Consider the following 12,007-nt stretch of genomic DNA (forward strand, 5'->3'; position numbering starts at 1 on the left):
CACCCAAAGCCCCGAGAATGCCCGGGCGCCACCGCCCGCGCTGCGGCCTGGCCGCTGCCCTTGTCCACCCCGCACAGAAAGCCTTGACCATGCCCCCCAACACCCTGCGCAGCGCCCAGCCCACCAGCCTGATTGGCGCGCCCACCGACATCGGCGCGGGCGCGCGCGGCGCGTCGATGGGCCCCGAGGCCCTGCGCGTGGCGGGGCTGCAGGCGGCGCTGGAGCTGCACGGGCTGCAGGTGTTTGACCGGGGCAACCTTGGCGGCCCCTCCAACCCCTGGTTGCCCCCGGTGAACGGCTACCGCCACCTGCCCGAGGTGGCGCAGTGGAACCGGCTGGTGTACGACGCCGTGTATGCCGAGCTGCAACTGGGCCACCTGCCCATCCTGCTGGGCGGCGACCACAGCCTGGGCCTGGGCAGCATCAGCGCCGTGGCCCGCCACTGCGCAGAAAGCGGCAAGAAACTGCGCGTGCTCTGGCTCGACGCACATGCCGACTTCAACACCAGCGAACTCACCCCCAGCGGCAACGTGCACGGCATGCCCGTGGCCTGCCTGTGCGGCTTTGGCCCGGCCGAACTGACGCAGCTGGCGGCCATGCCCGGCGGTGGCCCGGCACTGCGGCCCGAGCAGATCCGCCAGATCGGCATCCGCAGCGTGGACGCAGGCGAAAAACGCTTTGTGCACGAGCAGGGCCTGGAAGTGTTTGACATGCGCGCCATCGACGAGGTGGGCATGCGCCAGGTGATGGAACGGGCCCTGGCGGGCGTGGACACCCACACCCACCTGCATGTGAGCTTTGACGTGGATTTTCTGGACCCCGACATTGCCCCTGGCGTGGGCACCACCGTGCCTGGCGGCCCCACCTACCGCGAGGCGCAGCTGTGCATGGAGATGATTGCCGACAGCGGCCGCCTGGCGTCCCTCGACATCGTGGAGCTGAACCCGGCGCTGGACGTGCGCAACAAGACCGCTGTGTTGGCGGTGGACCTGGTGGAGTCGCTGTTTGGCAAGAGCACGCTGATGCGCACACGGCCTGTGTGAGGCACGGCACAGCGGGCGCAGGCCCGTTTACTACCAATTTAATAGCTGCAAAGGCATGATGGTCGCGCGGTAACGGCCATTTTTGCCTGAAGAAAATCGCCACCGCCACCCGTTCAGACAGCAGGCCGCAGCCCGAACGGGTGGGCGCAGCGGCCCAGCGTTACAGCAGCGCCTGCACCTGCTGCGCTGTGGGCAGCGGCGCCACGGCGCCAAAGCCCTGCACGGCCAGCGATGCCGCCGTGTTGGCATAGCTCACGGCGGCGGCCAGGTCATCGCCCAGCGCCAGGCGCGCGAGCAGGTTGCCATCAAAGCAATCACCCGCCCCCGTGGCATCCACCAGCGCCACACTGCGGCCCGCCACACGCTGGCGCGGCACGGCGGGGTCGGCGCTGCTCAGCAGCACGCCATCCGCCCCGAGCTTGACGACCACCGTGGCCGCGCCCTGCGCGTGGCCCCAGTCGGCAATCGCATCCGCATCGCTCAGGCCCAGCAGCGCGGCCATGTCATCGAGCCCCGGCAGGAAGATGTCGCACAGCGACACCGCATGCGCGATGCAGGCCCGCGCCCGTGCCAGCGGCCAGAGCTTGAGGCGCAGGTTGGGGTCGAACGCCACGCGTGCACCGGCGGCCCGCGCCACGCGCATGGCCTCAAAGGCCGTGTCGCAGGCCGAGGCCGACACCGCCAGCGAGATACCCGACACATGCAGGATGTGGCACTGCTGCAGCACCGCTGTGGGCGCATCCAGCAACCACGCAGGCGCCATGCGGCTGGCGGCCGAGCCCGCGCGCAGGTAGCTGAACTCGTGCCCGGCCGCACCATGCGTCACAAAGTAGATGCCCGTGGGGTGCTGCGCGTCGCGCTCTACCGCCGTGGTGTCCACACCTTCGCGCGCCCACAGGTCCAGCAGGGCCTGGCCAAAGGCATCGCTGCCCAGGCGGGTAAGGTATGCGGTGCGTGCGCCCGCGCGGGCGGCGGCGATCACGGCGTTGCTGGTGTCGCCCCCAAAGCCCTGCAGGTACTGCGGCTCGCCAGGACGCGTCTGGTTGAACTCCACCAGCGCCTCGCCCAGCGCCACCACGTCCCACACAGCTTGCTTGGCTGCGGTCATGGCTCAGCCGCGCGGCTTGTAGGCCGTCACGTCGATCTCGACCTTGGCGTCGATCATCAGGCGCGATTCGACGGTGGAGCGTGCGGGGCGGTGGTCCCCAAAACACTCCATGTACACGCGGTTGAAGCTGCCGAAGTCCCGCGCATCGGCCAGCCAGACGCTGACCTTGGCCACATCGTCCAGGGTGCAGTCGGCCAGGGCCAAAGCGTCCTTGACGCGCTGGAACACCTGGCGTGTCTGCGCCTCGATGCCGCCGACCACCACCTGGCCCTGGTCGTCGGTGGGCACCTGGCCCGAGACAAAAACGAAGTCGCCGGCACGGGTGCCGGGCGAGAGGGGGCGTGCGAGGCGATCGGACGCGAGCGGCGCTTGGCCGAGGGTTTCTACTGGCATGGAAAACGCTCCTTTGAGTAAAGATATTACACACTTCCTTCCAGAAATGCCCATCTCGTTCGCAATTCTGGCATCGAATGTGCTTATTTGTGTAATCCTATTACTTCGAGGTGTGCAATGCAAACGTCTGGAACCAACCTGGTGCAGCATCCGCTGCCAACGCCTGAACTGCGGGGCCGCCGCAAGCTGCTGGGTGCTGCGGCGCTGACCGCGGCCCTCACCCTGGCCTGCAGCGCCAGCTGGGCCCAAACGGCCGCCACCGCCCCAGTCAAGGGCGGCGCCGCCAACCTCGCCATGGTGGGCGAGCCCCAGGGCCTGGACCCCATGGTGAGCACCGCCGACCTGGTGGGCACCATCATGCAGCACGTGTACGAGCCGCTGTACACCTTCGACGCCAACTGGGCCATCGCCCCCATGCTGGCCGAGGGCCTGCCCACCGTCTCCAAGGACGGGCTGACCTACACCATCCCCTTGCGCAAGGGCGTGAAGTTCCACAACGGGCGCGAGATGACGGCCGACGACGTGGTGGCCTCGCTGCAGCGCTGGATGGAGCTGAATCCCCGTGGCAAGGCCGTGGGCAAGGAAGTGGCCTCGCTCACCGCCAAGGGTGCACTGGCGGTGGAACTGAAGCTGAAAAATCCTTACGCGCCGCTGCTGGCCCAGCTGGCCCTGCCCAGCGGCATGGCCGCCATCATGGCCAAGGAGAGCATTGCGCCCCAGCTCAAGGACTTCGTCGGCACCGGCCCCTACCAGTTCAAGGAACGCCGCCCCGACCAGTTCACCGTGCTGGTGCGATTTGACGGCTACGCCAGCCGCAAGGAAGCCGCCAGCGGCTACGCCGGCAAGCGCGAGGCGCTGCTCGACGAGCTGCGCTTCGTGCCCGTGCCCAGCGCCAACACGCGCGTTGAAGGCGCGCTCTCGGGCCAGTTCCAGTACGCCGACCTGCTGCCGGTGGAGGCCATTGGCCGCATCGAAAAAGGCGCCCCGGCCGTGGTGCCCATCGTGACGAAGAACTTTGGCTTTCCGTACATCGTGTTCAACACCAAGGAAGGCGTTCTGGCCTCGCAGCCACTGCGCCGCGCGGTGCAAACCGCCGTGGGCACGGGCGAGTTGCTGGCCGCAGGCTTTGGCGACAACCGCTTCTTTGTGGTGGAACCCAACTTCTTCCCTAAGGGCACGCCGTATTACTCGGACGCGGGCAGCAAGCTCTACAACGAGCGCAACCCGCAAGCGGCCAAAGACCAGGCAGCCAAGGCCAGCTACAACGGGCAGCCCGTGCGCATCATGGCCAGCCGCCAGTACGAGTTCCACTACAACATGGCGCTGGTGATGTCCGAGCAGCTCAAGAAGGCGGGCTTCAAGACCGAACTGCAGGTGGTGGACTGGGCCACGCTGGTGCAGCGCCGCAACGACCCCAAGCTGTGGGACGTGTACTTCACCCACTCGGGCCTGTTCCCGGAGCCCATGCTCTCGCCACCACAACTGGGTGACGGTGCCCCAGGCTGGTGGGAATCTGATGCCAAGAAGGCCGCGCTGTCTGCATTCAACCAAGCAACGGACCCCGCCAAGCGTGGCGCGCTGTGGGGCAAGGTGCAGCAGGTGGTGTACGACGAAGTGCCCTTCATCGAAGTGGGCAAGTTCAACGGTTTGTCGGCCCGCTCGGCCAAGCTGCAGGGCTACACACCGGCCATCTGGCCGTTCTTCTGGAACACGGGCCTGGCCAAGTAAGCAGGGGCAGACAGCACCATGATGCGATTTCTGTTGAAGCGCCTGGGCGGCGCCGTGGTGGTGCTGGCCCTGGTGGCAGTGCTGGTGTTCTGCCTCACGCGGCTGGCCTCGGGCGACCCGGTGGCGCTGCTGCTGGGTGACCAGGCCACCGCCGCCGACATTGCCCAGGCCCGCGCGCAGTATGGGCTGGACAAGCCCCTGCCCGTGCAGTTTGCGCTGTGGGTGGGCGAGCTGCTGCAGGGCAACCTGGGGCACTCGCTGTTTCTGCAGCGCCCCGTGGCCCAGGCCCTGCTGGAGCGGGCCGAGCCCACGCTGTTCCTCGCGCTGTTTGCCGTGGGCATTGCCGCGCTGGTGGGCGTGCCCTGCGGCATGGCCGCCGCCGTCTGGCGCGGCAGCGCCACCGACCAGGCCGTGAGTGGGGTGGCCATGCTGGGCGCGAGCGTGCCCAGCTTCTGGCTGGGCCTCATCCTCATCCAGCTGTTTGCGGTCAAGTTGGGGTGGTTTCCGGCCTCAGGCTATGGCGACCCCACGGCCACGCTGGGCGAGCGGCTGTCGCATCTGATGCTGCCTGCGCTGGTGCTGGGACTGCTCAATTCGGCGCTCATCATCCGCTTCACGCGCGCCTCCATGCTCGACATTCTGGGCGAAGACTATGTGCGCACCGCCCGCGCCAAGGGCCTGCCCGAGGGCACCATCATGGTCAAGCATGTGCTGCGCAATGCGCTGGTGCCCATCGTCACGGTGCTGGGGCTGACCATGGCGCTGATGATTGGCGGCACCGTGGTGACCGAAACGGTCTTCAACCTGCCCGGCGTAGGCAACCTGGTGGTGCGGGCCGTGCTGCGGCGCGACTACCCCGTGATCCAAGGCACGCTCTTGGTGATTGCCGCCATCTACGTCTTCATCAACCTGGCCATCGACTTTCTGTACACGCTGGTGGACCCCCGTATCCGCCTGGAAGCACCATGAACCCGAGCCCTTCCTTCTGGCACCGCCTGCGGGCCGTGCTGCGCCGCCTGTTCGCCCGCAAGGTGGTGCTGGCCGCCGCCATCGTGATAACCCTGGTGGCGAGCATTGCGGTCGTCTTCCCCTGGGTGTCCGATGCGGACCCCAACGCCCTGTCGATCAGCGAGCGGCTGCGCGCGCCCTCGGGCACGCACTGGGCGGGCACCGACGAACTGGGCCGCGATGTGCTGCTGCGCATCGTGCACGGCGCGCGCTACTCGCTGCTGATTGGCCTGGTCACCGCCGCGGGCGCCGTGCTGCTGGGCACGCTGTTAGGCATGCTGGCGGGGTTCTTCCGCAAGCTCGATGCCCCGCTGATGCGCCTGGTGGACGCGATGATGTCCTTTCCCGACATCCTGCTGGGCATTGCGCTGGTGTCCATCCTGGGCGTGTCGCTGTGGAACGTGATGCTGGCGCTGGTCATCGTCTACACCCCACGCGTGGCCCGCGTGGTGCGCGCCACCACGCTGGTGCTGCGCGAGCTGCTGTTTGTGGACGCAGCACGCGCCCTGGGCGTGCGCACGCACCTCATCCTGTGGCGCCACATCCTGCCCAACCTGATGTCGCCCATCCTGGTACAGGTGACGTTCATCTTTGCCTACGCCATCCTGGCCGAGGCGGGCCTGTCCTTTCTGGGCGTGGGCGTGCCGCCCGACATCCCCACCTGGGGCACCATGATTGCGGGCAGCCTGGACTATGCCGACAAGGCGTTCTGGACCATCTTTGCCCCCGGCGTGGCCATCGTGCTCACGGCCCTGTCGCTGCAGATGCTGGGCGACGGAGTGCGCGACCTGCTTGACCCCAAACTGAAGAAGACCGTATGACCTCCTCCACGATGAGCGCCGCGCCCCGGCTCGAAGTCAGCGGCCTGTCTACCTCGTTTGCCACCGATGCGGGCCGCATCCAGAGCGTGGCCGATGTGTCCTTTGCCATCCACCCCGGCGAGACGCTGGCGCTGGTGGGCGAGTCGGGCTCGGGCAAGTCGGTGACCAGCCTCACCCTCATGGGCCTGCACGCCCGCACCTCGCAGGCACAGGTCACGGGCCAGGCCTGGTTTGTGCAGCGCGACGGCCGCAAGGTCGATTTGCTGGCCATGCCCGAGGCCGACAAGCGCACGCTGCGCGGCAACGAGCTGGCGATGATCTTCCAGGAGCCCATGACCAGCCTGAACCCGGTGCTGACAGTGGGCGAGCAGATTGCCGAGTCGGCCCGCCTGCACCTGAAGATGGACCGCAGCACCGCGCTGACCCACGCCCGCCGCATGCTGGAGCTGGTCGAGATCCCGGCGGCCGCGCAGCGCGTGCATGAGTACCCGCACCAGCTCTCGGGCGGCATGCGCCAGCGCGTGATGATTGCGCTGGCCATGGCCTGCAACCCCACGCTGCTGATTGCCGACGAGCCCACCACCGCGCTGGACGTGACCATCCAGGCGCAGATCCTGGCGCTGATGGGGCGGCTGCAGAAAGAGACCGGCATGAGCATGCTGTTCATCACGCACAACCTGGGCGTGGTGGCGCAATACGCAGACGCCGTGGCCGTGATGTACGCCGGGCGCATTGTCGAGTCCGCACCTGTGCACGACCTGTTTGCACGGCCCGAGCACCCCTACACGCGCGGCCTGCTGGCCTGCCTGCCCGGCGTGGCCCGGCGGCAATCCCTGGCGGCAGGCACGCCCGCCCACGGCCGGCGGCAACTGGTCGCCATACCGGGCCAGGTGTCCAGCCCACTTTCGCCGCCACCCGGCTGCGCCTTTGCGCCGCGCTGCGCCCGCCAGCAAGCCGACTGCACCCACGCCATGCCCGCGCTGGAGGCCGCTGGCCCCCGCCGCATGGTGCGCTGCCTGCACCGCGAGGAACACCCCGAACCCGCCGAGGTGAGCGCATGAACGCCGTCCTGAACCCGCACCCCACCATGGCCCCGACCGATACCGCCGCACCGCTTTTGGAAATTGCCCACCTGCGCAAGCACTTTGGCAGCGGCCCGCACCCCGTGCGCGCGGTGGACGACGTGAGCTTCACCATCCGCCGGGGCGAGACCCTGGGCCTGGTGGGCGAATCGGGCTCGGGCAAAAGCACCATTGGCCGCCTGCTCACGCGCCTGGTGGACCCGACCAACGGGCAGATGCGCTACCACGGCGGCCCCGTGCCCCAAGACCTGGCCCAGCTCTCGCAGTCGCAATACCGGCCGCTGCGCTCGCAGATCCAGATCATTTTTCAGGACCCGTACGCCAGCCTGAACCCCCGCATGCGCATCCGCGAAGTGCTGGCCGAGGCGCTGGATACGCACGGCCTGGCCAAGGGCGCTGCACGCCTGCCGCGCATCCACCAGCTGCTGGAGCAGGTGGGCCTCAGGCCCGAGCATGCCGAGCGTTTTCCGCACGAGTTCTCGGGCGGGCAGCGCCAGCGCATCGGCATTGCGCGCGCGCTGGCGGTGGAGCCCCAGTTCATCGTGGCCGACGAGCCGCTGTCGGCGCTGGACGTGTCCATCCAGGCACAGGTGGTGAACCTGCTCGGTGAGCTGAAGGAGCAGTTGGGCCTCACGCTGCTGTTCATCTCGCACGACCTCGATGTGGTGGAGTACCTGTGCGACCGCGTGGTGGTGCTGTACCTGGGCCGGGTGATGGAAATCGCCCCCACCGAGGCGCTGTATGCCACACCCCAGCACCCCTACACCCAGGCCCTGCTGGCCGCCGCGCCCATCCCTGACCCCGCCCAGCGCCGCAGCATTGCGCTGCTGCAAGGCGACCTGCCCAGCCCGGCCAATCCGCCCTCGGGCTGCGTGTTCCGCACCCGCTGCCCCCAGGCCGAGGCGCGCTGCGCCAGCGCCGACATGCAACTGCACGAAGTGGCCCCCGGCCACCTGCACGCCTGCTGGAAAACAGCACCTTCTCACCCCGCACCATGACCGACGAATTCCTGCTTGACCACCGCTGCAAGGGCTACCCGCTGCACGCAGCCCCCAGCCGCCCCGCCGACCTGGGCCAGCGCGGCTGGAACGTGCTGGCGGGCGACCTGCCCTTGCCCATTGCCGTCATCCGCGAAAGCGCCCTGGCCCACAACCTGACCTGGATGCAGGCCTATGCCGAGCGCAAGGGCGTGGCCTTGGCGCCGCATGGCAAGACCACCCTGTCGCCCGAGCTGTTTGCCGAGCAGCTGCAGGCGGGCGCCTGGGGCCTGACCTTTGCCACCGTGTACCAGCTCTGCGTGGGGGTGGAGGCCGGTGCACGCCGCGCCATCATCGCCAACCAGGTGCTGTGCGATGCCGACCTGGACGGCCTGCACGCGCTGCTGCAGCGCCACGCCGACCTGCGCGTGTGGTTCCTCATCGACAGCCTGGCGCAGCTGCGCTGCATTGAAGACTGGGTCGAGCGGCGCGGCCACACTGCGCGTGGTGAACGGCGCCTGGATACCTTGCTGGAGATGGGCGTGCCCGGCCAGCGCACCGGCTGCCGCACGCTGGAAGAAGCCCTGGCGCTGGCCCAGGCCATGGCTGCGTCGCCCGCCGTGCAGCTGGGCGGGGTGGAGTGCTACGAAGGCGGCGTGGCCCGCTGCGACAGCGAACACGATGCACGCGAGGTCACGGCGCTGGTGCGCCGCGTGACCGAGGTGGCCCGCGCCTGCGATGCGCAGGGCCTGTTTGCCGATGCCGAGATCCTGCTCACCGCAGGCGGCTCGGCCGTGTTCGACCTCGTCATTCCGCTGCTGCGCACGCAGGGTCTGTCCAAACCCGTGCTGGGCGTGCTGCGCTCGGGCTGCTACATCACACACGACCATGGCAACTACCAGCGCTTTCTGAAGCATGTGGAGCAGCGCGAGGGGCTGGACGACTCGCTGCGCCCGGCGCTCGAAGTCTGGACCCTGGTGCAGTCGGTGCCCGAGCCCGGGCTGGCCTTGCTCAGCGGCGGGCGGCGTGATGTCTCGTACGATCTGGAGATGCCCGTGCCTGTGCGCTGGGCGCCGCGCCACGAGCGCCGCGCTGCCAGCATCCCCACCGGGTGGACGGTGAGCGCGCTCAACGACCACCACGCCTACCTGCGCTACGACCCCGCAACAGGCCCCGCCCCCGCCGTGGGCGACAGGGTGGCCCTGGGCATCTCGCACCCCTGCACCACTTTTGACAAATGGCGCTGGCTGCCCGTCGTGGACGACGAAGGCACCATCACCCGCGCCATCAGCACCCGTTTTTGACCATGTCCAAAGCTACCCCTACCAGCCTGCTGCAGCAACTGCGTGAGCGCCAGCCCGAACTGCCCGAGGCGCAGCGCAGCGTGGTGCGTGTGGTGCTGGACGACCCGCGTGCCGCCGTGGTCGCCACCGTGGAACAACTGGCCCAGCAGGCGGGCGTGTCCATGCCCACCATCGTGCGCACCTGCCGCAGCTTTGGCCACGATTCGGTGCGCGAATTCATGGTCGCCCTGGCGCAGGATCTGGCCGTCTCGGGCTCGCACCTGCACCGCAGCGTGCTGGCCGACGACAGCGCGCAGGACGTGGCCAGCAAGATCGTGCACGCGGCCGTGTCGTCGCTGACCGAGCTGGGCCGCAACCTCGACGCCGAAGTGCTCGACCGCGTGGCCGAGCGGCTGGCGCAGGCGCGGCGCATCGACTGCTACTCGGTCGGTGCGGCATCGACCTTCATGGCCAGCGAGCTACAAAGCCGCCTGTTCCGCCTGGGCTGCACGGCCAACGCGATTTTTGATGCGCACCAGCAGCTCGTGTCGGCCAGCACGCTGGGGCCCGATGGCGTGGCCTTTGTCATCTCGCACGTGGGGCGCATGCCCTATGCGCTGGAGGCCGCGCGCTTTGCCCGCTCGCAAGGTGCCACCGTGGTGGCGCTGACCCAGCCCGGCACGCCGCTGGCCGAGGTGGCCGACCTGGTGCTGGCCGTGTCCGTGCCGCAAGACGCGGTGATGCGCGTAGGCACCGAGGCCTATCTGGCCCACCTGGTGGTGATTGAAATCCTGACCGTGCGCCTGGCGCAAAAGCTGGGCCCCGTGGCCACCCGCGGGCTGCAGCAATTCAAGCAGCTGCTGCACAAACACGGTTTTGACAGCGCCGAATACGTTGGCGCGTTTGACAGCCACGCGGGCCAGAGCCACTCCAGCACCGCCAGCCACCCCACAGACCCATCGCGCGGCCGGGCCGCTGAGGAATGACATGGCGCATGCAACGCTGCTGAGCAACGGCCGCATCGTGGACGGCACGCCCCGCCCCGGCTGGGTGGGCGACCTGCTGATCGAGGGTGATCACATCACCGCCCTGGCCCCGCATGGCCAGATCGCCCCCGCCGCCCTGGCCCGTGCCCGGGCCAACGAACACTTTACCGAGGTGGACTGCACCGGCCGTGTGATCGCCCCGGGCTTCATCGACGTGCACACGCACGACGACGCCGCCGTGCTGGACGCGCCCACCATGCTGCCCAAGCTCTCGCAGGGCATCACCACCGTCATCGTGGGCAACTGCGGCATTTCGCTGGCCCCCGTGGTCACCGACAGCCCGCTGGCTCCGCTCTCGCTGCTGGGGCGCCTGCAGTTTCGCCATGCCAGCATGGCCGAATACGCCCGCGCCGTGAACGCCGCCCAGCCCGCCGTGAACGTGGCCGCGCTGATGGGCCACACGGCCCTGCGCATGCGCCACCTGGCCAACCTGCGCCAGACCGCCACCGCCGACGAGCGCGCCGCCATGGCCGCCGACATGGAAGAAGCCATGGCCGCCGGGGCGCTGGGCCTGTCGTCGGGCATCTTCTACAGCGAGGCCTATGCGGCCGATGTCGAAGAGCTGGTGTCCGTGGCCTCGGTGGCGGCGCGCCACGGCGGTGTGTATGCCACGCACATCCGCGACGAGCTGGCGGGCATCCTGCCTGCGCTGCAGGAGGCCGCCCTCACGGCCCGCCAGTCGGGCCTGCCGCTGGTCATCTCGCACCACAAATGCGCCGGGCCCGCCAACTGGGGCCGTACGCGCGAGACGCTGCCGCTGATCGACCAGCTCGCCGAGCAGCAAGAGATTGCGATGGACGTGTACCCGTACACCGCAGGCTCCACGGTGCTGCGCGAAGACCTGGTGGACGGCATCATCGACATCCTCATCACCGGCAGCCAGCCGCACCCCGAGATGGCCGGGCGCTACCTGGCGGACATTGCGCGCGAGTGGGGCGTGCCCCAGCAGGAGGCCGCCGTGCGCCTCCAGCCCGGCGGGGCCTGCTACTTCCAGATGCGCGAGGACGATGTGGAGCGCGTGATTGCGCACCCGCTGTCCATGATTGGCTCAGATGGCCTGCCACACGACGAACGACCACACCCGCGCCTGTGGGGCGCGTTCCCGCGCGTGTTGGCCTGTTACTGGCGTGAAAAAGGCTTGCTGCAACTCGAAGAGGCCGTGCACAAGATGACGGGCCTGTCGGCCCAGCGCTTTCGCCTGGGCGGGCGTGGCCTGCTGTTGGCGGGGCACATGGCCGATGTGGTGGTGCTGGACCCCGAGCGCGTACGCGACCTGGCCACGTTCGAGCAGCCCCAGCAGTTCAGCGAGGGCATCGAGCAGGTGTGGGTGAATGGTGTGCTGAGCTACACCGCCGCGCAGCGCGCCACGGGGGCGCGGGCGGGCCGCTTTGTGCGGCGCCAGAACGCGGCCCTGGGGGACACGCCATAGCAAGGGCGCGCCTCGATAGCTATCAAAGAAATAGCTTAAAAGGCATGCCCATCGCGCGCAGGCGGCATTTTTGAGCGCTGTTTTTGAGT

Annotated in this window: 11 protein-coding genes; 9 read left to right on the forward strand and 2 right to left on the reverse strand. The window is 68.7% G+C overall.

The window, feature by feature from the left end; genetic code table 11:
• Positions 1 to 89: 89 nt before the first annotated feature.
• On the forward strand, positions 90 to 1,043 hold the full coding sequence (gene rocF, locus CBY09_RS22535) for an arginase (protein ID WP_094291906.1): 954 nt from the start codon (positions 90 to 92) through the stop codon (positions 1,041 to 1,043).
• Positions 1,044 to 1,203: 160 nt separating this feature from the next.
• Here rocF and CBY09_RS22540 read toward each other — a convergent pair whose 3' ends face one another.
• Positions 1,204 to 2,151, reverse strand: coding sequence for a sugar kinase (locus CBY09_RS22540; protein ID WP_094291819.1), 948 nt, complete (start codon positions 2,149 to 2,151; stop codon positions 1,204 to 1,206).
• Between the two features lie 3 nt (positions 2,152 to 2,154).
• On the reverse strand, positions 2,155 to 2,544 hold the full coding sequence (locus CBY09_RS22545; RefSeq protein ID WP_094291820.1) for a RidA family protein: 390 nt from the start codon (positions 2,542 to 2,544) through the stop codon (positions 2,155 to 2,157).
• A 117-nt stretch (positions 2,545 to 2,661) separates the two neighbouring features.
• Here CBY09_RS22545 and CBY09_RS22550 point away from each other — a divergent pair, with 117 nt between their 5' ends.
• From CBY09_RS22550 to CBY09_RS22585, 8 genes are read left to right on the forward strand one after another with little or no spacing between them, the layout of a single operon-like run.
• Positions 2,662 to 4,272, forward strand: coding sequence for an ABC transporter substrate-binding protein (locus CBY09_RS22550; RefSeq protein WP_094291821.1), 1,611 nt, complete (start codon positions 2,662 to 2,664; stop codon positions 4,270 to 4,272).
• Positions 4,273 to 4,290: 18 nt separating this feature from the next.
• A complete protein-coding gene (locus tag CBY09_RS22555; RefSeq protein ID WP_094291822.1) occupies positions 4,291 to 5,241 on the forward strand; it encodes an ABC transporter permease in 951 nt (316 codons plus the stop codon).
• Positions 5,238 to 6,101, forward strand: coding sequence for an ABC transporter permease (locus CBY09_RS22560; RefSeq protein ID WP_094291823.1), 864 nt, complete (start codon positions 5,238 to 5,240; stop codon positions 6,099 to 6,101). The genes CBY09_RS22555 and CBY09_RS22560 overlap by 4 nt, the downstream gene beginning before the upstream one ends.
• Positions 6,098 to 7,162: an ABC transporter ATP-binding protein gene (locus CBY09_RS22565; protein ID WP_094291824.1), complete on the forward strand. Its 1,065-nt coding sequence runs from the start codon at positions 6,098 to 6,100 to the stop codon at positions 7,160 to 7,162. Before CBY09_RS22560 ends, CBY09_RS22565 begins: the two co-directional genes overlap by 4 nt.
• Complete coding sequence (locus CBY09_RS22570; protein WP_205734202.1) at positions 7,159 to 8,181, forward strand: ABC transporter ATP-binding protein; 1,023 nt, start codon at positions 7,159 to 7,161, stop codon at positions 8,179 to 8,181. Before CBY09_RS22565 ends, CBY09_RS22570 begins: the two co-directional genes overlap by 4 nt.
• The gene (locus CBY09_RS22575; protein WP_094291825.1) at positions 8,178 to 9,464 is read left to right on the forward strand and encodes an amino acid deaminase; all 1,287 of its coding nucleotides are present in this window, start codon (positions 8,178 to 8,180) and stop codon (positions 9,462 to 9,464) included. The genes CBY09_RS22570 and CBY09_RS22575 overlap by 4 nt, the downstream gene beginning before the upstream one ends.
• Positions 9,465 to 9,466: 2 nt before the next feature.
• On the forward strand, positions 9,467 to 10,429 hold the full coding sequence (locus CBY09_RS22580; protein WP_094291826.1) for a MurR/RpiR family transcriptional regulator: 963 nt from the start codon (positions 9,467 to 9,469) through the stop codon (positions 10,427 to 10,429).
• Between the two features lies 1 nt (position 10,430).
• On the forward strand, positions 10,431 to 11,918 hold the full coding sequence (locus CBY09_RS22585) for an N-acyl-D-amino-acid deacylase family protein (RefSeq protein ID WP_094291827.1): 1,488 nt from the start codon (positions 10,431 to 10,433) through the stop codon (positions 11,916 to 11,918).
• The last annotated feature ends 89 nt before the right edge of the window (positions 11,919 to 12,007 follow it).

The organism is Acidovorax kalamii (assembly GCF_002245625.1).
GTDB lineage: Bacteria > Pseudomonadota > Gammaproteobacteria > Burkholderiales > Burkholderiaceae_C > Acidovorax > Acidovorax kalamii.

What these genes read in the sequence shown, in the direction of transcription:
- rocF (WP_094291906.1), top strand. Translation starts at nt 90, where the DNA reads ATGCCCCCCAACACCCTGCGCAGCGCCCAGCCCACCAGCCTGATTGGC.
- CBY09_RS22540 (WP_094291819.1), bottom strand. Translation starts at nt 2,151, where the DNA reads ATGACCGCAGCCAAGCAAGCTGTGTGGGACGTGGTGGCGCTGGGCGAG.
- CBY09_RS22545 (WP_094291820.1), bottom strand. Translation starts at nt 2,544, where the DNA reads ATGCCAGTAGAAACCCTCGGCCAAGCGCCGCTCGCGTCCGATCGCCTC.
- CBY09_RS22550 (WP_094291821.1), top strand. Translation starts at nt 2,662, where the DNA reads ATGCAAACGTCTGGAACCAACCTGGTGCAGCATCCGCTGCCAACGCCT.
- CBY09_RS22555 (WP_094291822.1), top strand. Translation starts at nt 4,291, where the DNA reads ATGATGCGATTTCTGTTGAAGCGCCTGGGCGGCGCCGTGGTGGTGCTG.
- CBY09_RS22560 (WP_094291823.1), top strand. Translation starts at nt 5,238, where the DNA reads ATGAACCCGAGCCCTTCCTTCTGGCACCGCCTGCGGGCCGTGCTGCGC.
- CBY09_RS22565 (WP_094291824.1), top strand. Translation starts at nt 6,098, where the DNA reads ATGACCTCCTCCACGATGAGCGCCGCGCCCCGGCTCGAAGTCAGCGGC.
- CBY09_RS22570 (WP_205734202.1), top strand. Translation starts at nt 7,159, where the DNA reads ATGAACGCCGTCCTGAACCCGCACCCCACCATGGCCCCGACCGATACC.
- CBY09_RS22575 (WP_094291825.1), top strand. Translation starts at nt 8,178, where the DNA reads ATGACCGACGAATTCCTGCTTGACCACCGCTGCAAGGGCTACCCGCTG.
- CBY09_RS22580 (WP_094291826.1), top strand. Translation starts at nt 9,467, where the DNA reads ATGTCCAAAGCTACCCCTACCAGCCTGCTGCAGCAACTGCGTGAGCGC.
- CBY09_RS22585 (WP_094291827.1), top strand. Translation starts at nt 10,431, where the DNA reads ATGGCGCATGCAACGCTGCTGAGCAACGGCCGCATCGTGGACGGCACG.